This window comes from Ochrobactrum sp. P6BSIII (assembly GCF_014138065.1).
Classification (GTDB): Bacteria; Pseudomonadota; Alphaproteobacteria; order Rhizobiales; family Rhizobiaceae; genus Brucella.
In genome coordinates this window covers 204,371-228,210 of record NZ_JACGXB010000004.1, presented here as the reverse complement: position 1 = coordinate 228,210, position 23,840 = coordinate 204,371, and the positions used below count along the sequence as shown (strand labels likewise).

Sequence of the window (23,840 nt, the reverse complement as noted above, 5' to 3'; positions counted from 1 at the left end):
TTTGCCTGACCATCGGGGCTGACATATTTCGCGTCACACCCAATTTCTTTGTAGTATAATTATATATTATATTTCTAATAATAAACATTATAAAATTAAACCCAATTATTTGCGATGCAACCATTCCTCAACTCAATATATAATTTGACATTATTTAAGAACGAGATGGTTCATGCAAAAATTTTCCATTCTGGTTTCTGTTGTAACCAGAAATCGCCCTGCGATGCTGGGTACACTTTTAAAGTCATTGGAAAGCGTCATCGTGCCAGAACAGGCCGCTCTGCATTTTCTGGTCGTGGAGAACAACACGCGCAGAACGCTGGATGAACGGGTTGCTCGCTTTGAAGCGCGAATGCCGGAGCACGTTGTCCAGTATCAGCTGGAACAGCGGATCGGCATTTCGCATTCCCGCAATTGCGCGCTCAATCATGCCATCAGAAATGATCATGATTTTCTGGTCTTTATTGATGATGACGAGATTCCTGAACCTGACTGGCTGGTTGAGTTATTTGCAGAGCAGCAACGCGAGAAGCTGGATATTGTCGGCTCTCCCGTGCGCCCAATGCCTATAGATAGCAAATTGAACAACTGGCAGAAATTCGTCTGGTCCGGACTGGATCGGCTCGCCAGCCGTTCAGAGCGCAAATCACGCCTGAAATGGGAAGGCGGCATGGCTGATGGCATCAAGGTTGCCACCGGGAGCTGGATGGGCAGACTCGATTTTTTCCGCGAGACGGGCCTCAAATTCGATTCCTATTTCGGCCTGACGGGCGGCGAGGACTGGCATTTATGGGCGAAGGCGAAATCGCTTGGCGCGCGAACGGGTTGGGCGCCAGATGCGATCGTCTACGAAACCGTGCCGCTTTGCCGGTTGACGCTTTCCTATCATTTCCGCCGTAATCGCGATCACAATACGACGGAGTTCATTTCGAACTATAAGAAAAACCCGTCACGAGCGCTTGGGAAACTGCCTTCCCTGCTGGCAAGCCGCAGCTGGAAATTGCTGGTGTCCATATTGTCTATCCCCCTGAAGGGAGCACCTGCAGTACTTGCATCCGCAACGGCGCTTGGCGGCCTTGTCGGATTGCTGCGTGGCTGTGCAGGCAAGCAATCCCTGCATTACGCCAAGACGACCGGACATTGAGCGACTGAGCACTGCAAACGAAAAAGCCCCGCATAGCAGGGCTTTTTCGTACATGGATTTGTAACGACAATCAGTACCAGCCGACAGCGACCTGTGCTTCTTCGGACATGCGATCTGCAGTCCATGGCGGATCGAAGGTCATCGAAACTTCGACCATGGAAACGCCTTCAACTGCGCCAACAGCGTTTTCAACCCAGCCCGGCATTTCGCCAGCAACCGGGCAGCCGGGAGCTGTCAGTGTCATTTCGATCTTCACGGTACGGTCGTCTTCGATATCGATCTTGTAGACCAGACCGAGTTCGTAAATATCCGCCGGGATTTCCGGGTCGTACACGGTCTTCAGCGCCGCAATGATGTCGTCCGTCATGCGCAGGAGTTCTTCCTGCGGAATGGCGGAGGCAGAAAACACAGAGCCGCCCTCGGCTTTCGCCGTTTCATCGGCAGGCTTGGTTTCAGCCTGATCCTGAACTTTTTGTTCCATCTCGGTCATCCGAAAAACTTCCTCGCCTTTTCCAAGGCTTCCGCCAATGCATCCACTTCAGCGCGGGTATTGTACATGGCAAAGGATGCACGGCATGTAGAGGTGACGCCAAAGCGTTTCAAGAGGGGTTGCGCGCAATGCGTGCCCGCACGCACAGCGACCCCGGCCCTGTCGATCACCATCGACACATCATGCGCATGGATGCCTTCCAGCGCAAACGAGATGATCGCTCCCTTATCCGGCGCATGACCGAAAATGCGGAGCGAATTGATCTTGCCCAGCTGTTCGTGGGCGTAATCGCGTAAATCTTCCTCATGGGCGAGAATGGCGTGACGGCCAATCTTTTCCATATATTCAAGTGCTGCGCCGAGACCGATCGCCTGAACGATTGGCGGCGTACCAGCCTCAAACCGGTGCGGCGGATGATTGTAAGTCACGTTATCTTCCGTGACTTCCTCGATCATTTCGCCGCCGCCCTGGAAAGGACGCATCTTTTCCAGCATCTCGGCGCGTCCGTACAGAACGCCGATACCGGACGGGCCATAGACCTTGTGGCCGGTGAAAACATACCAGTCACAACCCAGATCCTGCACGTCGACCGGCAGATGCACTGCGCCCTGACTGCCATCGACCAGCACCGGAATGCCGCGCGCATGGGCAAGTTCAACGATCTTCTTGATCGGCGTCACAGTGCCGAGCGCATTCGACATATGCGTGATGGCGACCAGCTTGGTGCGGTCCGTCAGACGCTTCTCGAATTCCTCGATGTGGAAGATGCCTTCATCGTCCACCGGAGCGAAAACCAGCTTCGCGCCCTGACGTTCACGAATGAAATGCCATGGCACGATATTGGAGTGGTGCTCCATGATCGAGACCAGAATCTCGTCGCCCTCACCGATATGCGGCATGCCATAGCCATACGCGACCGTATTGATCGCTTCAGTAGCGTTCTTGGTGAAGACGATTTCATCGACTGAGCCAGCATTCAGAAAACGCCGAACGCTTTCGCGCGACTTTTCATAGGCATCGGTTGCGGCATTCGACAGGAAATGCAGGCCGCGATGAACATTCGCATATTCATTGGAATAGGCATGCGTCACGGCGTCAATGACGCTCTGCGGCTTCTGCGCCGAAGCGCCATTGTCGAGATAGACAAGCGGTTTGCCGTGTACTTCGCGCGACAGGATCGGGAAATCCCGGCGGATGGCTTCCACGTCATAGGCCGCAACAAGCGGATTCTTCTGGTCCATGATCGTACCTTTTGCCGTTCGGCAGGAAAGGACAGCGCGCACATCTGCGCGCTGTCTCATTCAATCAGGCCCGATTTACTCAGGCCCGATTTACTCAGGCATGAATGGCGAGCCAGTTGGACAGCACGGATTCCAGTGCGTCAACCAGCGTTTCGTCTTCCAGCTCTTCGATGATCTCGGCGATGAATGCCTTGATCAGCAGGCCACGCGCCTCATTTTCCGGAACACCGCGGGCCATCAGATAGAACAGATAGTCCTTGGAAAGCTCGGCAACCGTTGCACCGTGACCGCAGGCCACGTCATCCGCAAAGATTTCGAGTTCCGGCTTGGCATCGAACTCGCCCTCATCCGAAAGCAAGAGCGTGTTGCAGGCCATGCGCGCATCGGTCTTCTGGGCGATCTGCGCAACGCGGATCATGCCCTGGAAAACGCCGCGCGCGCGGTCCTTGACCACATTGCGGATGATCTGGGTCGAACGGGTGTTCTCCACCAGGTGACCGACAGTCATGGTAATGTCGGTGTGCGTGTCGTCGGCCAGAAGATTGAGGCCGCGAAGCTCGAAGTCGGAATCTTCACCCGTCACATTGACGTGCACTTCCTGACGAACCAGCTTGCCGCCCGCATTGACGATGTAGAGCGTGAGCTTGGACCCCTTGCCGATCGTCGCATTGAACTGCGAAAGCTGTGTCGCCTGGCCGAAATCGCGCAGGATGACCCAAAGGACTTCTGCACCGTCACCAACCGAAACATGGCTCACCGACGTCGAGAAAGCATCGCCTTCGCCGCCGTTCTGGCGTTCGATGATCGTTGCCTTGACATCGGAACCGATGCGAACCGGAAAGCGCGTATGGCCCTGCCCGGTCTTCTGGATGTTCTGGATTTCAAGAGGCTCTTCCAGCTCGGTGCCATCGGCAATCGAGATCATCCAGCCATCGCTGACATAGGCAGCGTTGATCTGGCCAATTGTATCGTCGGTGCCACGCGTCTTGAGCTGGAGGGCCAGCGAGCCATCGGCCAGCGCTTCACGAACCGGCGTCAGCGAAACGCCTTCAGGTGCCTTGGCGTCCAGCGCAACGCCATTGCTGGTGGCCAGAATGGTGGAACCGGCAAGCAATGCCGAAAGCGGCTGCGTACCCGCAGAGCTGTCGAATGCCGCAACGCCCTTCAAAAGCGTGCGAAAATCCGTGTAATGCCAGCTTTCAACGCGACGGGACGGCAGCCCGTTGGTCTTGAGCAGTTCAAGCGCCGTATCGCGTGCAACAACGACATCGCCATTACCGGACAAATTGCCGATAAGATCGCCAAAGCTGTCGATCAGCGCGCTTTCAGCAGGCGTCCTCGGCTTTGCGGTCTGAGTGGTCTGGATATTCATAATCCAATCCTCCTCAGGCTGCTTCGCCGATTACTTCGGCATAACCGTTTTCTTCCAGATGCAGTGCGAGGCTCTTGTCGCCAGACTTGATCACCTGGCCCTTGTAAAGCACGTGCACGCTATCGGGAACGATGTATTCGAGCAGACGCTGATAGTGGGTGATGACGATCACGGCGCGATCTGGCGAACGCAGCGCGTTGACGCCTTCCGAAACGATCTTCAGCGCGTCGATGTCTAGGCCGGAGTCGGTTTCGTCGAGCACGCAGAGGCTTGGCTCCAGAAGCTGCATCTGAAGAATTTCAGCACGCTTCTTTTCGCCGCCCGAGAAGCCGACATTGAGCGGGCGCTTGAGCATGTTCATGTCGATGTTAAGGCCGCCGGCGACGTCCTTCACGCGCTTGATGAATTCCGGAATCTTCAGTTCCGGCTCGCCGCGCGCCTTGCGCTGGCTGTTCATCGCAACCTTCAGGAACTCCATCGTGGCAACGCCCGGTATTTCCATCGGATATTGGAAGGCGAGGAAAATGCCCTTGGCGGCGCGTTCTGCCGGGTCGAGTTCGAGGATCGACTCGCCGTTATAGAGAATGTCGCCTTCGGTCACTTCGTAATCATCGCGACCAGCGAGGATGTAGGACAGCGTGGACTTGCCCGAACCGTTCGGACCCATGATCGCAGCCACTTCACCCTTGTTCACGGTGAGGTTCAGGCCACGGATGATCTCGGTATCCGTGTCGGCGATCTTTGCATGGAGGTTCTTGATCTCAAGCATGAATGTAAACCTTGTTCTAATGCCAGGAAAAGGCTGGCCAGAAAATCTGATGCGAGAAGGGAGGAATGCGTCGGTTAACCGACGCTACCCTCAAGCGAGATGCCGATAAGCTTCTGAGCTTCGACGGCGAACTCCATCGGCAGTTCCTGAATGACTTCCTTCACGAAGCCATTGACGATGAGAGCGATTGCCTCCTCTTCCGGAATGCCGCGCTGCATCACGTAGAACAGCTGGTCTTCGGAAATCTTGGAGGTGGTTGCCTCGTGCTCGAACTGCGCCGTAGCGTTCTTTGCTTCAATGTACGGCACCGTATGCGCGCCGCAATCGTTGCCGATCAGAAGCGAGTCGCACTGGGTGAAGTTGCGGGCATTCTCAGCCTTGCGATGGGCCGAAACCTGTCCGCGATAGGTGTTGTTCGACTTGCCAGCCGAAATACCCTTGGAAATGATGCGGCTCGACGTGTTCTTGCCGAGATGGATCATCTTGGTGCCCGAGTCGATCTGCTGATAACCGTTCGAAACGGCAATCGAGTAGAACTCGCCGCGCGAATTGTCGCCGCGCAGAATGCAGGACGGGTATTTCCAGGTGATGGCGGAACCGGTTTCAACCTGTGTCCAGGAGATCTTGGAATTGTCGCCACGGCAATCGCCACGCTTGGTGACGAAGTTGTAGATGCCGCCCTTGCCGCTGCTATCGCCCGGATACCAGTTCTGGACCGTCGAATATTTGATTTCGGCGTTTTCCATCGCAACCAGTTCAACCACGGCGGCGTGCAGCTGGTTTTCATCGCGCTGCGGCGCGGTGCAACCTTCCAGATAGGAAACATAGGCGCCTTCATCAGCGATGATGAGGGTGCGCTCGAACTGACCGGTGTTCTTCTCGTTGATACGGAAATAGGTCGAAAGTTCCATCGGGCAGCGAACGCCCTTCGGAACATAGACGAACGATCCATCCGTGAAGACAGCCGAATTCAGCGTCGCATAATAGTTGTCCGACACCGGAACGACCGAAGCCAGATATTTCTGGACCAGCTCCGGATGCTCGCGGATCGCTTCCGAAATCGAGCAGAAGATCACGCCCGCCTTGGACAGTTCTTCCTTGAAGGTGGTCACAACCGAAACGCTGTCGAACACGGCATCGACGGCCACGCGGCCGGATGCATAGACATTGTCGGAAGGATTGCCGTCTATTTCGCTCGGATCGCCTTGCTTGCGGACGCCGGCAAGAATTTCCTGCTCGCGCAGCGGAATGCCAAGCTTTTCGTAAGTTTTCAGAAGTTCCGGATCGACTTCGTCCAGCGACTTCGGGCCGCTCTGGTTCTTCGGGGCCGCGTAATAATAGGCGTCCTGGAAATCGATCTTCGGATAGTCGACACGCGCCCAGCTTGGCTCTTCCATGGTGAGCCAGCGTTCATAGGCCTTCAGACGCCATTCCAGCATCCATTCCGGCTCGTTCTTCTTGGCGGAGATGAAGCGAATGATGTCTTCGTTCAGGCCCTTGGGAGCCTTCTCTGCTTCGATCGTCGTTTCGAAGCCGTACTTGTACTGATCCACGTCAAGGCCGCGGACCTGATCAATGGTCTCCTGCACTGCAGGCATTGGCGTTCTCCATCCTCGTCGGGGTCAAGGCCCGACAGTTGCAAACGTCAAGGTGATATGTCTTGAACAATACCGCCTCAATATAGTGTGCGTGGCCCTTCTTTAAAACCTCTCTAAACTGAATTTCAAGCGCCGGTTTCAAATTTGCCCCTAAAAATGCCGATTAAAATGATCAACTTATTGAAACAGTCCGATGAAACGTATCGCAGGAAAAGCCAATACCGGCTTTGAAGCGTTGATTTTCCTTCAAAAACTCTGGCGTTCAGGCCGAGCAAAGGAATCATCGGCGCTCTTGCCGTCTGCGGGCTTGCTCATATGTAGTTCAGCATGGAAGGAAAACCATGATGAGCACCAGTGATCTGAAGGACTATGTGAAATTCCTCGAGCAGCAGGTGAATGATGAGGGCAAAACCATCGAACAGCTGAAGTTCTTTCAGAACGCCCACGACAAGTTTAATATTTCAAATGCCAGTGCTTCCTCCGATATCGCAGACGATATTGCCAAGCGGGAAGAGTTCAAAACCCGCTATGAAGGCTATATCGCAGCTGCGAAGAAGAAACTCGGCCTCGATTTTTAGATCGAGGCTTTTCTGGTGTGGCGTTCGACGATTGTGCGCAGGACCGCGAGAAACGCGTCGACCGAATCCGCATTGACATCCGGCTCCAGCGAAACACGGATCGCGCCGGGACCATCCTCATGGCCCATGGCCGCCAGCACGTGGCTAGGGCCGACCTTGCCTGACGAACAGGCCGAACCCGCCGAAAGCGCTATTCCGCCAAGGTCGAAGGCGATCTGAACCGTCTCCGCCTTCTGGCCATTGAGCGAGAAGAATGTCGTATTGGGCAAACGGCTGACCGACTTGCCGTGAATGACAGCGCCCGGTGCAATTTCTGCAATGCCCGCTTCCAGTCTGTCCCGCATATCGGAAGACCAGCCGCCTGCATCAAGCCGCTTTTTCGCAGTGGCGGCAGCCGCGTCAAAGCCTGCAATCAGCGGCAAAGCCTCTGTGCCCGCACGGTGGCCCTTTTCCTGGCCGCCGCCACGCACCAGCGCGCGCGGCATCATAAGGTCGGAAACGGCGATAACTGCGCCGACACCCTTCGGGCCGCCGATCTTATGGGACGAAACAATGAGATAATCGCCGCAATTGTCTGAAATATCGAGCGGAATACGCCCTGCGGCCTGAACGGCGTCCACCACATAGATGCCCCCCGCGGCCTTCACGATAGCAGCAATTTCCGCCACGGGCTGAATGACGCCGGTTTCGTTATTCGCAGCCTGCACGGCGACCAGCGGCAAGCCTTTGCTCTTGTCATGGGCAGCGAGCGTTTCCGTCAGCACATCCAGCCGTAGAATGCCGTTTTCATCGACAGGCAATGTGGTGACACTCTCCGCCGCAAACTGGCCGCCAGCGGTCATGCAAGGGTGTTCGGTCGCACTGACATAAAGATGCGAAAGACGCACCGGCGAACGGCCCATCATGTAATTCGGCGTCAAAAGCGTGGATGCAGCTTCAGTTGCGCCGGAGGTAAAGAAGACATGTTCGGGTTTGGCATTGACCAGCGATGCAACGTTGCGGCGGGCCGCTTCAACCAGCGCACGCGCAGCACGGCCCTCACGATGCACGGAGGACGGATTGCCCGTAATGCCCAAAGCCTCGATGACCGCATCACGCGCCTCATCGAGCAAAGGCGCACTGGCATTATAGTCCAGATACAGCCTCTTGCCGCTCCCGTTCACAGTCCCTATCTCCTAAATAACGTCAAGTATGGGCTTCGAGCGCAATTTCCTTGAATTTTCAATCCGGAAAAGCCTATTAAGCCATTACTGAGTGCTGAACTTCAGGTTCAGCCTGTCAAAATTTCAAATCGGTTCTAGAAGCGGCGTCCCCCAACGTCAAGTTCGCAGCTTCCGGTCCGGTCTTCCCGTTACAAGCGGAGTACACATGCCAGAAGTCATTTTTAACGGACCTGCCGGACGCCTCGAAGGCCGCTATCAGCCTTCCAAGGAAAAGAATGCGCCGATCGCGCTCATCCTGCACCCGCATCCGCAGTTCGGCGGCACGATGAACAACAAGATCGTCTACGATCTGTTCTACATGTTCCAGCAGCGCGGTTTTACGACACTGCGCTTCAACTTCCGCGGCATCGGTCGCAGCCAAGGCGAATTCGATCATGGCGCAGGCGAATTGTCTGATGCGGCGAGCGCGCTCGACTGGGTACAGGCCCTGCATCCGGATTCCAAGAATTGCTGGGTTGCCGGTTATTCCTTCGGTTCCTGGATTGGCATGCAGCTTCTGATGCGTCGTCCGGAAATCGAAGGCTTCATCTCGGTCGCGCCGCAGCCGAACACCTATGATTTCTCGTTCCTCGCGCCCTGCCCTTCGTCTGGTCTCATCATCCATGGTGATCAGGACAAGGTTGCACCGCCCAAGGACGTGCAGGCGCTGGTGGACAAGCTCAAGACCCAGAAGGGCATCACCATTACGCAGAACACAATTGAAGGCGCCAACCACTTCTTTGCGGGCCATGGCGACCAGCTGATCGAAGAATGCTCGGAGTATCTCGACCGCCGCCTGATGGGCGAACTGGTCGAAGCGCGTCCAAAGCGACTGCGCTAAGCAACGCTTCAGCCTCAGTCGCAAACCAGATTTATCTGGTCTTATCCGGCGGATCGCTCCGCCGGATTTTTTGTGCATAGTGTTTTCGTCAGGTCGATTCGTTTCTCAGCAGGTGCGCCATGCCGGTCTATGCTCTTCTCGCAATTGCCATCTGCTCTGAAGTTATCGGCACATTGAGCCTCAAGGCTTCGGACGGCTTTAGCCGCCTTGGCCCATCTGTCGTGGTGATCATCGCCTACGGACTGGCATTTTATTTCTTGTCTCTGACCTTGAAGACCATTCCCGTCGGCATCGCCTATGCTGTCTGGTCGGGGATCGGCGTCACACTGGTCGCACTGATTGGCTGGCTTGTCTTCGGCCAGAAGCTCGACTTTGCCGCCGTGGCTGGCATGGGACTGATCATCGCCGGTGTCATCGTGCTCAATCTGTTTTCAGGCACCGCACAGCACTGAACAGTCGAAGCTGTTGACGAAACCTGCGCAAATTACGTGTTTCCCCAGTCCTTGGGGAGTTTCCTTGTTTTTGGCGGTTGATTGGTGCTAAAGGCCAACTTATCACTTTGTTGTAAGCATCCGCTTACTCCAGTTTCAACTTCGCCTTATCAGTCAGGAAAAAGGAATGTCCGGTTTCAAATCCGATTTTCTTCGCACGCTTTCCGAGCGTGGCTTCATTCATCAAATCTCTGATGAAAGCGGCCTCGACGAATTGTTGGCCAAGGAAACCGTGACGGCTTATATCGGCTTCGACCCGACGGCACCAAGTCTGCACGCGGGCGGCCTTATCCAGATCATGATGCTGCATTGGTTCCAGCAGACCGGCCACAGGCCTGTCGCCCTGATGGGCGGCGGCACGGGCATGGTTGGCGATCCGTCCTTCAAGGACGAAGCACGCAAGCTGATGACCGAAGATACGATTGCCGAGAACATTGCCGGCATCAAGCGCGTCTTCGCGAACTACCTCACCTTCGGTGATGGCGCTACCGACGCGCTGATGGTGAACAATGCCGACTGGCTGCGCAACATCAATTACCTCGAATTCCTGCGCGACGTGGGCCGTCACTTCTCGGTCAATCGCATGCTGTCCTTCGATTCGGTGAAGACGCGCCTCGACCGTGAGCAGTCGCTGTCCTTCCTCGAATTCAACTACATGATCCTGCAGGCTTATGATTTTGTGGAGCTGAGCAAGCGCCATGATATCCGTCTGCAGATGGGCGGCTCCGATCAGTGGGGCAATATCATCAACGGTATCGACCTCGGCCACCGCATGGGGACGCCGCAGCTCTATGCCCTGACCTCCCCGCTGCTCACCACCGCGTCCGGCCAGAAGATGGGCAAGTCGCTGGGCGGCGCCATCTGGCTCAATGCGGAAATGCTAAGCGCCTATGACTTCTGGCAATACTGGCGCAACACCGAAGATGCCGACGTCGAGCGCTTCCTGAAGCTCTACACGACGCTTCCGATGGATGAGATCGCCAAGCTGGCAGCGCTCGAAGGCTCCGAGATCAACGAAGCGAAGAAGATTCTCGCGACTGAAATAACGGCTATTTTGCATGGCCGCGACGCAGCTGAGGAATCCGCCGAAACCGCCCGCAAGACCTTTGAAGATGGCGAACTGTCTGAAAATCTTCCGACGGTCGGCGTCCATAAGGCCACGCTCAATAGCGGCATCGGCATTCTGGCGCTGATGGTTCTGGCGGAACTCTGCACGACGAATGGCGAAGCACGTCGTCACGTCGAAGGCGGTGCTGTGCGTATCAATGACGAACCGGTCACCGATCCGCGCATGATGATCGATGCCGGTGCATTGAACGATCAGGGCATCATCAAGCTGTCGCTTGGCAAGAAGCGACACGTGCTTATCCGCCCAGCCTGATCTGGCTAGTCGATAGGAATTAAAATGAAGAAGCCGGGCTTATCGCCCGGCTTTTTTATGCTCGGTAGTTCCACACAGAACCGCTCTAGAATTCGAAGATCGAGCGGAAGATACCCGGTGCTATGATCGAAATCGGATTGACGATAACCTGTGGCTGCTTGGCGCTTCCCGAAAGCTTGTAGGTGATGCCGATCAGGCCGCGATCACGACCATTCCCCAGCAGCATGCCCACGATAGGCACTTCACCGAACAGGCGGTTCACGCCATAGGCTGGCATGAAGGTGCCGGTGATCGCCATATTGCCTTGCTTGTCGTAAAGCGTTCCCTGGAAGGTGGTCCCGACCGATGGCCCGCGCACCACGCCCTTCGACAGGTTGAGATAGCCATCACCCTTTTCAATCAGCGAGAAGCCGCGCTCGATATCGACGCGCGACACATCGATATCACGCTTTACCGCCTGATTGAGGCTCGCACCGCCGGTAGCAGGTGGGCTGGATACGAGCTTGGCCAGACGCGGCTCGTTGATGATCGCAAAATTGCGCGCATCAATCTGCCCGCGCAATGGACCATCGCCCTGTGCAGCAAGGCCAACCGTTATCTTGCCGCCGCGCATCTTGTCGTACAAGTCGAAGAAGCGCAGCACCGCGCCCGCATCGTTGGACTGGAGCGAAATCGAACGGGCGTCGCCCTGATCATTGTTGGTGGCGACGAATGACTGACCGGATGCGGTCTGGGCATTGACAGAAACGCCGGCAATGCGATTGCCGGAGCTTTCGTAGGAAATGGCAACATTGCGCAAGGATTCGCCGTTGAAGCCGCTGACTTCATCTACCTGTGCGCTCACGACCACGCGTGGTCCCTTGCTTTTGCCGCTGCTGCCCCTGCCGCCCAGATCCGACGCTTGCTTGATCAAAGCACGCGCGTCGAATTGCAATCCGCACACAGTGACACGGTAGCCATTGGCGCCCTTGGTGGCTTTGACCGACAAATCGTCATTTCGATTGAGACGCAATTCGCTGAAATCGGCCGACTGGAAGTCGCCCTTGGCAATCGACAGATTGCCTTTCACACCGAAGGCATCACCTGTGAAGACCAGATTGGTGATATCGATCTTGCTCTTGTCGTCCGGGTTCTGGAAAAAATCAAAAGTCGCCTTGGCCGGAATGCCTGCGCCCTTGCGCCATCCAAGCCATGACAGGTCCACCTGCGTCTTGGCAAGATCGGCGGTGACGTGGCGTTTTCCGCCGTCTGCCATGCTAAGATCGACCGACATCGGCCCAGAAAAGACGGAATTGAGCCCCGGAAAGACCGCGTTGCGGGTCTTGTCGTCGATTTCCAGCCTGATCTTCTGATCGCGTTTCGCGGGGCCGGAGAGATCGACCGGCTCGACCATCGTCACCTTGCCCGGCACGCCGTCGAGCTTTGCATCCGCCGTGATGACAGCGGCAGTCTGGTCGACCTTGATCGTGCCTGTGGCGTTGCTGACATTCGAGCCGCCAACCGGCTTTGCAATATCGAGATTGTTGAAACCGATATCGGCATTCCATTTCAACGTACCGGGCGGCGGGTCCTTCGACACGGCGAAGCTAACCTTAACCTGCGCCTTGACATCACCTGAGACGTCTTCCGGCAGGAACGGCACGTTTTTCAACACATCAATCGGCTTTTTGCCGGCAATCTCGGCGATGGCGGATGCATCGCCCGAAACCGTAATATCGAGATCGGAAATAACCGGACGCTGCGGACCCCACGGAATGATCAGCGTGCCGTTGGAAACATCCGCTCTTCTGTTGTTCGCCGTGTAGACGACGCCTTTAGGCAGCTTGATCGTCGTATGCGCGCCGCGAACGGTGATCACGCCATCCGCATCGCGAACTGGCGGCAATTCACCGACAACATCCAGACGCGTGTCGAATACCTTGAAATCACCCTTGATTTCATCGCCCGTGAGCGGTGGCGGCAGACCCGGACCGTTGAAGCGTCCCGCAGCCAGCGAAATGTCGATCTGGCTGTCTTTCAGCGTACCGCCATAGAGGTTTTTCAGCACCCATTCGCGGGCGCCGTCGGCCACATCGATTGGCCAGAGATGCTTGGCATCTGCCACCGGCATTTTCGGAATGCGCAGCATGAAGATCATTTCCGGCGAACCATTGCCGAAGGCCATGCCGCCCTGCCCGTAAAGCTGGCCATTCTCGGTCTGGACATCGAGATTGGCGAACTGCACGCGTAACTGGTTGGCGAGAAAACGACCGGATATGCGGGTCGCAAAGGAGAGCGGCTGTTCGGTCGATTCAGCAGGCATGCTTGTGGCAGAACTGGTCAGAACCTCGAAACGATAGGCCGGGCCGTCCTGATTGCCCGCATCTTCCGGTTCAGGACCAAATGCGCCGTTGAATTGCGCCTGTAGCCCGCCCAGTTGTAATTGCGATTGCTTGATCTCGATCTTGCGGCTGCCAACCTGATGCTCAAGGCTCAAAAGCGCGTGACCGCGAATATCCTCGACCCGGCCCATCTGCATGTCGATGCCATCGACGCCCAGATCGACGCCGAGGCGTTCTGGCTGATCAGATGTGGCCGCTGTACCGGAAAGCGTAATTTTCGCCTGACCGTCCAGTTCGAAATGCGCCGGGTTGATCCTGTTGTTCGCCATGACGGGCGTTACTTCAGGCGGCGAACCGAGCGTCACCGGAATATCATTGATGTTGAGCGTAAAGCCTTGAAGGCTGTTATCCGCCACATTGCGATCAATCTTGCCGTCAATCGCTATTCTCTTGCCCTGCCATAGCAGATCACCGGTAATGGCGATCTTTCCCTGATCTTCGACCAGTCTCGCGCTCTGGATATTGACGGACTGTTGCCCGTCGCCCGCATTAAAGCGGATCGTGCTGTTGAAAATGCTGATTGCACGCGTGTCTTGCTGGCGCAGAAGCTCCACACTCCTGCGCATAGCCGCGAAAATCTGCTCCGACACCGCATCGAAATCGACAATGCCGCGCTCATCATAAGGCAGAGATTTCCAGAAACCGTCGCCCTTGGCCTCCGGCATATCGAAAGTCACGCCCTCGACTTCGAGCTGCGCCACGCGAACCGAGCCAGTCAGCAACGGCAGAGGCGCCAGACCGAGGCGCACAGACCGGATTCCTTTGATTTCAACACCTTGCTTGGGATCAGCCACGGAAACATCGCGTGCTTCCATGGCAACATGGCTGTCCTGATCGAGCGACAATGCGGCGCTGCCAATCGATGCCGTTGCGCCATCGCCCAGCACCCCGATCAGAGCTTTCTGCGCCTCATTGCGCAAAAGCTCGCTGTTCACACCGCCACGGAGAATGAGAAAACCGGCACCGCCGATGAGAATGAGCAGAATGCAGATTGAAACGAAAGCATGGGAACAACGCGAAATAAAAGATCGTCCCGAGCGCGGCGGGCCGTCTGCGAGACCATCTGTGCCATCAGCGGCCAGACGCTCGATTCTGTCCATTTCCCGCTTACTGAAGCGGATTCGTTTCGGTTTCTCTGTCAATAACCCAGCCGGATATCAAGTGCTGCAATCGACGTTTGTTTCATAAAGTGAATCATGAAACAAACGTATGGAATTGATTTTACTCACCCTTTCCATCTGAGGCGGTGTCCACGGTTCACGCTTGCGTCCATTTTCCGACATTTCGCCAATCTGCGAAACGATGTGGTTTCCATGGTTGCACAAGCGTCACTCGAATGCGATAGCTCGGACTGTAACAGGTGATTTCCATGCTAATCCATAAAAGAAAGGCACAGATATGGCTCATCCCCAAGTTGGCGAAACGGCACCGGATTTCAGCTTGCCGTCAGATGGACTTTCGGGCGGCGGCCAACTCACCCTGTCATCGCTGAAAGGCAAGCCTGTTGTCCTGTATTTTTATCCAAAGGATGACACGTCCGGCTGCACCAAGGAAGCGATTGCCTTTTCACAATTGAAGCCGGAATTCGATAAGATCGGCGCACGCGTGATCGGCCTGTCGCCAGACAGCGCCACGAAACATGCCAAGTTTCGCAAAAAGCATGATCTGACCGTCGACCTCGTCGCAGACGAAGAGCGTACCGCGCTTGAAGCCTATGGCGTATGGGTCGAGAAAAGCATGTATGGCCGCAAATATATGGGCGTCGAGCGCACGACCTTTCTGATCGATGCTGCTGGCCGCATCGCCCGTGTCTGGAACAAGGTGAAAGTTGCCGGTCACGCTGAAGAGGTACTCGAAGCGGCGCGCGCGCTTTAAAGCGGTATCTGTTTCAGATGCGTGAGACAAAATCCCCAGAACAAACGCTGCGCGGCAATGCCATTCGTGCCATTGCCTCAGCCGATCTGAACGAAAAAGTGCGCCTCACCCGCGAGACAGCTGCACGCTGGTTTGGGCGCACACTTTCAGTGCGCAGCCCGCTTGATCCGCCTTTGCCGGATCGCCCGGGACGTCCGGACAAGCCGGAACTTGTGCCGCCGCGCATGATGAAGAAGCGCTCGCTCCATTCAGAACATGGCCGTATCGCGCTCATGCACGCGCTCGCGCATATTGAGCTGAATGCCATCGATCTGGCGCTGGATATCGTGGCGCGCTTTGCCGCCAAACCCATTCCACGCAGCTTTTTTGATGGCTGGATGAAGGTCGCCGATGACGAGGCCCGCCATTTCACCCTGCTGCGCAATCGCCTGAACGACCTTGGCGCGGACTATGGTGACATGCCCGCCCATGACGGGCTGTGGCAGTCGGCACACCAGACGCGCAACGATCTGGAGGCGCGGCTCGCCGTGGTTCCGCTCATACTGGAAGCACGCGGCCTTGATCTAACACCTTCGCTTCTGGAAAAGATGATCGAAACCGGCGACCACGAGACGGCGGCGATACTCGATGTCATCTACAATGATGAGAAGACCCATGTTGCGGTTGGTGCAAAATGGTTTCGCTTTTTCTGCGCTCGCAATCGCATCGACCCTGTCGCCCGTTTTCAGGAACTGGTGCGAACGAATTTTCGAGGCGATCTCAAGCCGCCATTCAACGACCTGGCGCGTGCCGAAGCTGGTCTCACGCCATCCTTTTATCGCACTTTGTCTCCCGTCTCGATCTGAGGCTAATTCTGGCCCGCATGGCTGGCGCAAGCCAGAAATGCAAAGCTTTGTTAACCCTAATAAGTTGTAATCAAACTTAGGGAATCGGTGCGTTTTCTGAAACGTTCCGCCAAACTTCTGCGGTCCTTACCTTCATTCACCAGCTGAATTCAGGTTCCGGGCTGCTCTACTGAGGGGCATGCGGGTGCCATGACAAATAAGCGGGCGAAAACAACGGGAAAGACGGTCTTCGGCGAACGCAAGGAGCCGCCTGTCGTCATTATCGCTCGCGGCGAAAAAATCAGCCATTTTACCTTTCGCCCATGGATGGCCATCGCAGGCGGCGCTGCTTTTCTGGCGCTTTCAGCCGCCTATCTCGGCTCAACTGCCTATCTTGTGCTGCGCGATGATCTGATCAGTTCGGGTATTGCCCGGCAGGCCCGCAATCAGCAGCTTTATGAAGACCGCATCTCCTTGCTGCGCACGGAAGTGGACCGCATCACAAGCCGTCAGATGCTCGATCAGCAAGTCATGGAAAACAAGCTCGCCGAGTTGATGCAGCGCCAGCAGACGCTGAGCGCGCGCGACGGCAAGCTTGCACCTTTGCTGGAACGGGCCTCGAAGCTGCAGCCAATGCCGGATATGCCGACACAGGCAGCCCCCTTTGCCGAAGAACACAGCCAGCTTGTCCCGGACGAAGCGATTGGCGGACGGGATTTTCCCGGCATCGATCCGATCATAACCGGGCCAGTGCCCAAAGACATCAAGCCGGAACGTCGCGCTGATGCGGGTCCGCTGGGCTTGCGTCTTGCTGGCGGCATGTCGGGTGAATCCACGATCGAAACCTCCGACAAGCTACTCGCTACCATTAATCAGACCCTGCATCGCATTGAAAGCGAGCAGAACGGCAAGGTGCGCAATCTGGCCGATGCGGCTTCTGAAAAAGCCGACACCATCGTCGATACGCTGAATTCCGCAGGCTTACGCATCGAAACGTCGGACAGTGCGCATTCCGCCATGGGTGGTCCGCTGATCCCGATTTCAGCGCCGGGCACAGTCATCAACGATTTCGACATGCAGATTCGTAATCTTGATAGTGCGCTCGAGCGGCTCGACAGCGTTCGCAAGCAGATCAAGGCAATGCCGCTGGCAAACCCTGCCCCCGGCATGCCGGTGACAAGCCTTTTCGGATATCGCAGCGATCCGTTTTTCGGAAGTACAGCCTTTCATTCGGGCATCGATTTTCGCGCGGCCTATGGCCAGACGGTGAGAGCCACGGCAGCAGGAACAATCACAAAAGCCGGACGTTTCGGTGGCTATGGCAATATGGTCGAGATCGACCACGGCAATGGCTTTGCCACGCGCTTTGCGCATCTCTCGCAGGTTCTCGTCCACGATGGCCAGAAAATTGCGCGTGGCGCGGTCGTCGGACAGGCGGGCAGCACCGGGCGATCGACCGGTAGTCACCTTCACTATGAGGTTCGCGAGAATGGTCGCCCGGTCAACCCGGTCAATTTTCTCAAGGCTGGCAAGCAGATAGAGCCGCTTCTCTAATAACAGGTATAAAAAACCCGGCATTGAGGCCGGGTTTTTTATTCGGAGATTTTGAAGCGATATCAGTCGATATCGTCGATCATTTCGCCACCGCCCTGAATACGATGGGCAAGCGCTGCTTCCATGAAAGGCGTTACCGCGCCGTCCAGCACTTCCTGCGGATTGGTGCTTTCCACGCCGGTGCGCAGATCCTTCACCAACTGGTATGGCTGCAGAACGTAAGAACGAATCTGGTGCCCCCAGCCGATATCGGTCTTGGTGGCATTGGCTGCGTCGGTCGCTTCTTCGCGCTTCTTCAGCTCTTCCTCATACAAACGCGCGCGCAACATGGACCATGCTTTTTCACGGTTCTTGTGCTGCGAACGTTCCGCCTGACACTGCACCACAATACCGGTCGCGATATGCGTGATACGCACAGCGGAGTCGGTCGTGTTGACGTGCTGTCCGCCCGCACCCGATGCACGATAGGTATCGATGCGAACATCTGCTTCCGTCACCTGCACATCGATATTGTCATCGATCACCGGGTAAACCCAGATGCTGGCGAAGGACGTATGACGACGGGCGTTGGAGTCATAAGGCGAAATGCGGACCAGACGATGAACGCCTGATTCGGTTTTCATCATGCCGTATGAATTGTGCCCCTTGACGAGAATGGTCGCGGATTTGATACCCGCTTCTTCGCCTTCGTGCACTTCCATCACCTCGACCTTGCGGCCGTTGCGTTCCGCCCAGCGCGTATACATGCGCAGCAGCATCGACGCCCAGTCTTGGCTTTCCGTACCGCCGGCGCCGGCATGCACTTCGACATAGGTGTCGTTCGCATCGGCTTCGCCTGACAGAAGCATGTCGATCTGGCGACGATCAATCTCGACCTTGAGTTCGCGGATAGTTTTTTCCGCGTCCTCTATGATCGACTTGTCGCCTTCCTCTTCGCCCATGGCGATGAGTTCGATGCTGTCGTTCAATGTCTGGGTAAGCTGATTGATGCCGTTAATGCTGTCTTCCAGCTGCTGGCGCTCACGCATCAGCTTCTGGGCTTCCTGGGCATCATTCCAAAGTGTGGGATCTTCGGCTCTCTGGTTGAGATAGCCGAGACGTTTTATCGCCTGATCCCAGTCAAAGATGCCTCCTCAGCAGGCTTATGGCCTGCTTGATTTCGTCAACCAGCGTCTCGATTTCCGCGCGCATGGGCAAATCGTTCCTTCAGTAATTCGTATTTCGGTGGGAAAACCAAGCCGAACGCAAAGCCCGGCTCGTCATTTCCAGCATCGGACAGTCTGTCCAAGCGCCGCGGACCATAGTGACGACGCCCCGCTGTGTAAAGGGAAAAGCCCTTTATTCCAATCAGTAAAGTCCGCCCGAACCAGAGCTGATCGCGCGCGTGGCCTGCGGCGATTGCGGTGCGACAGGCGCGCCTTCGCGGAACGAATCCATACCGATGACCGAATAGCTGTCAGACGGTCCAGTGCCCGGCTTGAAGGCTTCCATGATGAGGTTCGGATCGCCCTGATTGGTGCGCATGCCGGTCTTGCGGTTGATCGCAATCAGCGTCATGCCTTCCGGCACGCGGAAGTCCACCTTGGGCGTTCCAGCCAGAGCCTGTTCCATGAACGACTTGAACACAGGTGCAGCAAGGCCGCCACCGGTGCCGCCACGTCCAAGCGAAGTCGGCGTGTCGTAGCCCATGAATACGCCGACCACGAGGTCAGGCGTAAAGCCGACGAACCATGCGTCCTTTTCGTCATTGGACGTACCGGTCTTGCCAGCCAGTGGACGGTCAAGGCTCTTCAGGATCTGCGCCGTACCACGCTGAACAACGCCTTCCATCATCGACGTGATCTGATAGGCGGTCATCGGATCCAGCACCTGATCGCGATTGTCGATCAGGGTTGGTTCTTCCTGATTGGCCCAATCCTGCGCATTGCAGCCTTCGCACTGGCGACCATCGTGCTTGAACACGGTCTTGCCGTAGCGATCCTGAATGCGGTCGATCATCGACGGGGTGATGCTCTGGCCGCCATTGGCGATAACCGAATAGGCTGTCACCATGCGCAGCACGGTGGTTTCACCAGCACCGAGCGACATGGAGAGAACCGGCAGCATCTTGTCGTAAACGCCGAAACGTTCAGCATATTCAGCGACAAGCTTCATGCCCATATCCTGCGCCAGACGCACGGTCATGACGTTACGCGACTGCTCGATACCGTAGCGAAGCGTAGACGGACCGGCGAACTTGCCGGAATAGTTTTTCGGAGCCCAGACGCCGAGCGAACCGCCCTGATTGACTTCCAGCGGACCGTCGAGAACCACGGATGCCGGCGTATAACCATTGTCGAGCGCTGCCGAATAGACGAACGGCTTGAACGAAGAACCGGGCTGGCGATAGGCCTGCGTTGCACGGTTGAATTCCGACTCCGCATAGGAGAAGCCGCCGACCATCGACAGAACACGGCCTGTATGCGGGTCCATGGCGACGAGCGCGCCTTCAAGCTTCGGCGGCTGCTGCAGCCGATAGCCGTTGCCTTCTTTCGCGACATAGATGATGTCGCCGGTGTTGAGCACGCCTTCAGGCGACTTCGCACTGCTGCGCTTGCCGCCAATATTGGTGACGCGCATTGCCCACTTCATGTCGTCGGCAGAGATAAAGGCGCGCTTGCGTTCCTTGCTGCGTGAACCGGTCGCTTCGACTTGCGGCTGAAGGCCGATATCGGCACCCGCAGCGGAAACATTGAGCACAATTGCAAGCTGCCATTCCGGAACATCCGAATAGGACTGCATGTCGCCAAAGGCCGTGCCCCAATCATTGCCGAGTTCGACATTTTTCAACGGACCGCGCCAGCCGCGCGCTTCGTCATAGCGCAGCAGAGCCGATTGCAGCGATTTGCGCGCTTCGGCCTGCAAGGTCGGATTCAGCGTTGTGCGGACGGACAGACCGCCTTCATAAAGGGCATCGACACCATATTTCTGGATGATCTGGCGACGCACTTCCTCGGTGAAATATTCCGATGCGAAGACGTAGTTTGTATCGCTGCGCGAGGTGACGCCGAGCGGTTGCTTCTTGGCGTCTTCCGCTTCCGCCGTCGTGATGTAGCCGTTTTCGGCCATACGATCGATCACCCAGTTGCGGCGCTCCAGAGCGCGGGCTGGCTGACGGAAGGGATGATAATTGTTCGGGCCTTTCGGGAGCGCCGCGAGATATGCGCTTTCAGCGATGTTCAGCTCGCCGACCGACTTGTCGAAATAGGTCAGCGCTGCGCTGGCGATACCATAAGAGCCAAGGCCGAAGAAAATTTCATTCAGGTAAAGTTCGAGAATGCGATCCTTCGAGTAGGCCTGCTCGATACGCATGGCCAGAATCGCTTCACGAATCTTGCGGTCATAGGTCTGGGTCGATGACAGAAGGAAGTTCTTCGCCACCTGCTGTGTAATGGTCGACGCCCCCATCGGACGGCGACCCGAGCCCATATTCTTGACATTGGTGAGAACGGCGCGTGCCAGACCGCCAAAATCGAGACCATGATGCTCGTAGAATGTCTTGTCTTCAGCGGAGATGAATGCAGCCTTGACCCGGTTCGGCACGGCCTGGATCGGCAGATACATGCGGCGTTCCCGCGCAAACTCTGCCATCAGGCTACCATCCGACGCGTGAACGCGGGTCATCACCGGGGGTTCGTATTTCGCGAGCACTTCGTAATCGGGCAAATCCTTGGAAAGGCTTCCCACGTAAAGGGCGACGCCGCCTGCCACCAGGAGCAACAGCACCGTTCCAATTCCGAAGAAATATCCGATAAGCCTTACCATATTCGCAGAATCCTGCCGTCAGATTAGTCCCATGATAAGCGTCAAAGCGCCAACCGCCAACCCACGAGCCTCGCAAGGTCTCATGATACTAAGGCTTAGTGACCACCAAATGCGTCAAACGCAAGATCGTTTGTCGGTTTTAACAGAATTAACGCCTTTACGCTCGGTCCCCGCACAAAAATACGACAAACTGTTGCATGCGTGCATCGTTATGGTGACCATCAACCTTTCGTTACAATAGCTGGTCGCCGTAATGTTTCGAACGACTTAATTGCCAAAGCAAGACGGTCAGCTAATTTTTTGCGCCATTCCGGATTGCTTATCAGTTTTTCGTCTTCTGCATTAGACAGATAACCGATCTCGATCAGCACTGAAGGCACGTCCGGCGCGCGCAGGACCTGAAACCCTGCGAAACGATGTGGATTGTTGATGAGATTCACCTGCCCCTGCAAATGGGTGATCACTTTTTCCGCAAAGCTCAGCGAGAATGTGTGGGTCTCCCGGCGAGTCAGATCGAGCAGGATATCGGCAACTTCTGGCATTTCATCCGGCGCAGCGCCCCCTAGATTGTCAGATTTGTTTTCACGCTCCGCCATTGCGCGCGCCACGGCATCGGACGCCTTGTCCGAAATCGTATAAACCGTCGCGCCGCGAATATCGTTTTGGTTGATCGTATCCGCGTGGATGGAGATGAACAGATCGGCCTCATGCTGGCGCGCAATGCGAACACGTTCGGATAGACGAAGATAGGTATCGTCGTCGCGTGTCATCAGGACCTGGATATTCTTTTCCTGCGCCAGACGGTCACGCAATTCGATACCAAAGGCCAGCGTCAGGTCTTTTTCCTTGATGCCGCTCAGGCTTTCGGCGCCGCTGTCGATGCCGCCGTGCCCCGGATCAATCATGACCGTGAAGGGGCGAGGCTCGTTTTTGCCCGCGTCCGGAGCTGTCGCCGATTTGCGCTCGGTGGAACTGGTAATTTCGGAGCGCCCTTGCAGTTGCGCCGCGAATTCGCGGTCGGAAGTTGCGACAATATCCGCAACGAGACGATAGCCCGATGCGCTTTCATTTTTCAAAACGCGAAGGTCTTCAACCTTGAAGGGGCCGCGCAAGGTCAGAATGAGGCGCGAACGCCCCTTCCCGGCCAATCCATAGCGGACATGAGAGACAAGACCCCGGGGTTCGACGCTCTTTTCATCGAAACCGAAACGGGTCTCGGGCAGTTCGACCACCAGACGATGCGGATTGTCGAAGAGACTCGTGGTCAGCGTCGGCTCATGGTCGAACATAACGACAATGCGGGTGCGCAGATCGTCGCCAGCCAAGCGGAATGTGAGCGCCGTGAGCGGCTTGTCGTTCTGCTCGGCTGCCAGAGCGGCACCACTGTGAAAGAGACCAACAAAGAAAAACATCGCAAGCGCGAGCCATTGCCGCACGCCTGAAGAGATTGTCGTTGCTTTTTCACCGTTTCGAAAATGCATTCGCCACACGATCGACTAAAATTGAATTGGTGACACCAAATAGCGATGCCAGCGCGATTTATGTGCGCCTCAATGCGCGATTGTCCATCCGACCCGCCGCACGCAACTCTTCAAACTGTCGTACAGAACTACGGTTAACGAAGGATTTCCAGCCGCAATTGAGCCGCGAATATCACCTACACTCGGGTTACGACGAAATTGCGATGCGGATGTCAACTGATATTCGTACTTGTCATCATGCATCCGACGCCATAAAAGCTAATGCAGGTTACGGGTTAGCTGTCAGAATCGTTTGCCGGTTTTTAAATATGGCCGGAGAGAACGAGAGCGAGAACAGTGGTTTATACGCTCACAGTCCCGGTAGCCGGAACAGAATTCAGTGGAGATGTGGCTCCCCCGCCCTCCACTTTTGATTGGTCGATTGCGCATTGTTACGCGCTGTCGCCACCGCATCGAGCTTAAAGCCGGGTCTGGCTTCAGGATAGAACGGTGCGTGGATTTGAGAATTTAAGGTGTCCTTGTGCGCCCAGATGGACGCACGGCGCTTTAACGCTCGAGAAGAGCAACGAAATCGGCCCGGTCTCCGGGTCATATATTGAGGTCGTTTCGTTCGGAACAGCTATGGGTCTAGTAAGACTGACCATTGCAAGCCTGAAGACCGTGATCGCCACGAGGCCGTCGCGCGTACAGGCAACAGCTTATGTTCCGGCGAACCCAGAACCATCCGGCAGATGCAATACGGTTAGGTCGGCAGCCTTCAGGGCTTCGTCCGGCGCACGTGTTTTGCGTCTTCGCGCCGGCAGGAAAGACAATA

The 23,840-nt window shown here is 56.1% G+C and carries 19 protein-coding genes and 1 pseudogene; 9 read left to right on the top strand and 11 right to left on the bottom strand.

The window, feature by feature from the left end; translation table 11 throughout:
- The first annotated feature begins 172 nt into the window (after positions 1 to 172).
- Positions 173 to 1,144 carry a glycosyltransferase gene (locus FHW00_RS07510; protein ID WP_078338534.1) on the top strand — a complete coding sequence of 324 codons (972 nt, stop codon included), beginning with the start codon at positions 173 to 175 and terminating at the stop codon, positions 1,142 to 1,144.
- A 70-nt stretch (positions 1,145 to 1,214) separates the two neighbouring features.
- On the opposite strand, the gene FHW00_RS07505 is transcribed toward FHW00_RS07510, so the two are convergent.
- The 5 genes from FHW00_RS07505 to sufB all read right to left on the bottom strand — a co-directional run bounded on the left by FHW00_RS07505 (position 1,215) and on the right by sufB (position 6,614).
- Positions 1,215 to 1,634 (bottom strand): SUF system Fe-S cluster assembly protein, encoded by a 420-nt coding sequence (locus FHW00_RS07505; protein ID WP_078338533.1) that lies wholly within the window; start codon positions 1,632 to 1,634, stop codon positions 1,215 to 1,217.
- Positions 1,631 to 2,875 carry a cysteine desulfurase gene (locus FHW00_RS07500; protein ID WP_078338651.1) on the bottom strand — a complete coding sequence of 415 codons (1,245 nt, stop codon included), beginning with the start codon at positions 2,873 to 2,875 and terminating at the stop codon, positions 1,631 to 1,633. Before FHW00_RS07500 ends, FHW00_RS07505 begins: the two co-directional genes overlap by 4 nt.
- Before the next feature lie 94 nt (positions 2,876 to 2,969).
- Positions 2,970 to 4,247 (bottom strand): Fe-S cluster assembly protein SufD, encoded by a 1,278-nt coding sequence (gene sufD / locus FHW00_RS07495; protein WP_113533556.1) that lies wholly within the window; start codon positions 4,245 to 4,247, stop codon positions 2,970 to 2,972.
- 13 nt (positions 4,248 to 4,260) lie between these two features.
- Positions 4,261 to 5,016 (bottom strand): Fe-S cluster assembly ATPase SufC, encoded by a 756-nt coding sequence (sufC, locus tag FHW00_RS07490; protein WP_078338532.1) that lies wholly within the window; start codon positions 5,014 to 5,016, stop codon positions 4,261 to 4,263.
- Positions 5,017 to 5,090: 74 nt separating this feature from the next.
- Positions 5,091 to 6,614: a Fe-S cluster assembly protein SufB gene (sufB, locus tag FHW00_RS07485; RefSeq protein ID WP_078338531.1), complete on the bottom strand. Its 1,524-nt coding sequence runs from the start codon at positions 6,612 to 6,614 to the stop codon at positions 5,091 to 5,093.
- 193 nt (positions 6,615 to 6,807) lie between these two features.
- On the opposite strand from sufB, the gene FHW00_RS07480 reads away from it, so the two are divergent.
- Together FHW00_RS07480 and FHW00_RS07475 are read left to right on the top strand one after the other, a co-directional pair.
- On the top strand, positions 6,808 to 6,972 hold the full coding sequence (locus FHW00_RS07480) for a hypothetical protein (protein WP_162762613.1): 165 nt from the start codon (positions 6,808 to 6,810) through the stop codon (positions 6,970 to 6,972).
- Positions 6,956 to 7,192: a hypothetical protein gene (locus FHW00_RS07475; protein ID WP_445558200.1), complete on the top strand. Its 237-nt coding sequence runs from the start codon at positions 6,956 to 6,958 to the stop codon at positions 7,190 to 7,192. The genes FHW00_RS07480 and FHW00_RS07475 overlap by 17 nt, the downstream gene beginning before the upstream one ends.
- Here FHW00_RS07475 and FHW00_RS07470 read toward each other — a convergent pair.
- A complete protein-coding gene (locus FHW00_RS07470) occupies positions 7,189 to 8,355 on the bottom strand; it encodes a cysteine desulfurase family protein (RefSeq protein ID WP_078338529.1) in 1,167 nt (388 codons plus the stop codon). The genes FHW00_RS07475 and FHW00_RS07470 overlap by 4 nt on opposite strands.
- A gap of 205 nt (positions 8,356 to 8,560) precedes the next feature.
- Between FHW00_RS07470 and FHW00_RS07465 the strand changes: the two genes are divergently transcribed.
- The 3 genes from FHW00_RS07465 (at position 8,561) to tyrS (ending at position 11,107) form a co-directional block, all read left to right on the top strand.
- Positions 8,561 to 9,235 (top strand): alpha/beta hydrolase, encoded by a 675-nt coding sequence (locus FHW00_RS07465; protein WP_078338528.1) that lies wholly within the window; start codon positions 8,561 to 8,563, stop codon positions 9,233 to 9,235.
- A gap of 119 nt (positions 9,236 to 9,354) precedes the next feature.
- The gene (locus FHW00_RS07460) at positions 9,355 to 9,687 is read left to right on the top strand and encodes a DMT family transporter (RefSeq protein ID WP_078338527.1); all 333 of its coding nucleotides are present in this window, start codon (positions 9,355 to 9,357) and stop codon (positions 9,685 to 9,687) included.
- A gap of 166 nt (positions 9,688 to 9,853) precedes the next feature.
- Entirely contained in the window at positions 9,854 to 11,107 is a 1,254-nt protein-coding gene (gene tyrS, locus FHW00_RS07455; protein ID WP_078338526.1) for a tyrosine--tRNA ligase, read from the top strand.
- Between the two features lie 85 nt (positions 11,108 to 11,192).
- On the opposite strand, the gene FHW00_RS07450 is transcribed toward tyrS, so the two are convergent.
- Positions 11,193 to 14,588, bottom strand: a complete 3,396-nt coding sequence (locus FHW00_RS07450) for a DUF3971 domain-containing protein (protein ID WP_078338525.1) — start codon at positions 14,586 to 14,588, stop codon at positions 11,193 to 11,195.
- A 298-nt stretch (positions 14,589 to 14,886) separates the two neighbouring features.
- Here FHW00_RS07450 and FHW00_RS07445 point away from each other — a divergent pair, with 298 nt between their 5' ends.
- The 3 genes from FHW00_RS07445 to FHW00_RS07435 all read left to right on the top strand — a co-directional run bounded on the left by FHW00_RS07445 (position 14,887) and on the right by FHW00_RS07435 (position 17,741).
- Positions 14,887 to 15,363, top strand: a complete 477-nt coding sequence (locus FHW00_RS07445; RefSeq protein ID WP_078338524.1) for a peroxiredoxin — start codon at positions 14,887 to 14,889, stop codon at positions 15,361 to 15,363.
- 17 nt (positions 15,364 to 15,380) lie between these two features.
- A complete protein-coding gene (locus tag FHW00_RS07440) occupies positions 15,381 to 16,208 on the top strand; it encodes a ferritin-like domain-containing protein (protein WP_078338523.1) in 828 nt (275 codons plus the stop codon).
- A gap of 189 nt (positions 16,209 to 16,397) precedes the next feature.
- A complete protein-coding gene (locus FHW00_RS07435; RefSeq protein ID WP_078338522.1) occupies positions 16,398 to 17,741 on the top strand; it encodes a M23 family metallopeptidase in 1,344 nt (447 codons plus the stop codon).
- A 62-nt stretch (positions 17,742 to 17,803) separates the two neighbouring features.
- On the opposite strand, the gene prfB is transcribed toward FHW00_RS07435, so the two are convergent.
- From prfB to FHW00_RS07415, 4 genes and pseudogenes are all read right to left on the bottom strand, one after another.
- A protein-coding gene (gene prfB / locus FHW00_RS07430; RefSeq protein ID WP_113533553.1) for a peptide chain release factor 2 occupies positions 17,804 to 18,932 on the bottom strand; the annotation gives its coding sequence in 2 pieces (ribosomal slippage) (positions 17,804 to 18,862 and positions 18,864 to 18,932; 1,128 coding nt in all).
- 156 nt (positions 18,933 to 19,088) lie between these two features.
- Entirely contained in the window at positions 19,089 to 21,545 is a 2,457-nt protein-coding gene (locus FHW00_RS07425) for a penicillin-binding protein 1A (protein WP_078338520.1), read from the bottom strand.
- A 221-nt stretch (positions 21,546 to 21,766) separates the two neighbouring features.
- On the bottom strand, positions 21,767 to 23,026 hold the full coding sequence (locus FHW00_RS07420; RefSeq protein WP_078338519.1) for an N-acetylmuramoyl-L-alanine amidase: 1,260 nt from the start codon (positions 23,024 to 23,026) through the stop codon (positions 21,767 to 21,769).
- Positions 23,027 to 23,658: 632 nt separating this feature from the next.
- A pseudogene (locus FHW00_RS07415) lies at positions 23,659 to 23,838 on the bottom strand (hypothetical protein); the annotation flags it as partial.
- Positions 23,839 to 23,840 lie beyond the last annotated feature (2 nt).

Excerpts from the sequence above, each read along its gene's own strand:
- FHW00_RS07420 (WP_078338519.1), bottom strand. The coding sequence starts at position 23,026 with ATGCATTTTCGAAACGGTGAAAAAGCAACGACAATCTCTTCAGGCGTG.
- sufD (WP_113533556.1), bottom strand. The coding sequence starts at position 4,247 with ATGAATATCCAGACCACTCAGACCGCAAAGCCGAGGACGCCTGCTGAA.
- FHW00_RS07505 (WP_078338533.1), bottom strand. The coding sequence starts at position 1,634 with ATGACCGAGATGGAACAAAAAGTTCAGGATCAGGCTGAAACCAAGCCT.
- FHW00_RS07435 (WP_078338522.1), top strand. The coding sequence starts at position 16,398 with ATGACAAATAAGCGGGCGAAAACAACGGGAAAGACGGTCTTCGGCGAA.
- FHW00_RS07465 (WP_078338528.1), top strand. The coding sequence starts at position 8,561 with ATGCCAGAAGTCATTTTTAACGGACCTGCCGGACGCCTCGAAGGCCGC.
- FHW00_RS07445 (WP_078338524.1), top strand. The coding sequence starts at position 14,887 with ATGGCTCATCCCCAAGTTGGCGAAACGGCACCGGATTTCAGCTTGCCG.
- FHW00_RS07510 (WP_078338534.1), top strand. The coding sequence starts at position 173 with ATGCAAAAATTTTCCATTCTGGTTTCTGTTGTAACCAGAAATCGCCCT.
- FHW00_RS07460 (WP_078338527.1), top strand. The coding sequence starts at position 9,355 with ATGCCGGTCTATGCTCTTCTCGCAATTGCCATCTGCTCTGAAGTTATC.
- FHW00_RS07450 (WP_078338525.1), bottom strand. The coding sequence starts at position 14,588 with ATGGACAGAATCGAGCGTCTGGCCGCTGATGGCACAGATGGTCTCGCA.
- sufC (WP_078338532.1), bottom strand. The coding sequence starts at position 5,016 with ATGCTTGAGATCAAGAACCTCCATGCAAAGATCGCCGACACGGATACC.
- sufB (WP_078338531.1), bottom strand. The coding sequence starts at position 6,614 with ATGCCTGCAGTGCAGGAGACCATTGATCAGGTCCGCGGCCTTGACGTG.
- FHW00_RS07480 (WP_162762613.1), top strand. The coding sequence starts at position 6,808 with ATGAAACGTATCGCAGGAAAAGCCAATACCGGCTTTGAAGCGTTGATT.
- FHW00_RS07425 (WP_078338520.1), bottom strand. The coding sequence starts at position 21,545 with ATGGTAAGGCTTATCGGATATTTCTTCGGAATTGGAACGGTGCTGTTG.
- FHW00_RS07475 (WP_445558200.1), top strand. The coding sequence starts at position 6,956 with ATGATGAGCACCAGTGATCTGAAGGACTATGTGAAATTCCTCGAGCAG.
- tyrS (WP_078338526.1), top strand. The coding sequence starts at position 9,854 with ATGTCCGGTTTCAAATCCGATTTTCTTCGCACGCTTTCCGAGCGTGGC.
- FHW00_RS07500 (WP_078338651.1), bottom strand. The coding sequence starts at position 2,875 with ATGGACCAGAAGAATCCGCTTGTTGCGGCCTATGACGTGGAAGCCATC.
- FHW00_RS07440 (WP_078338523.1), top strand. The coding sequence starts at position 15,381 with ATGCGTGAGACAAAATCCCCAGAACAAACGCTGCGCGGCAATGCCATT.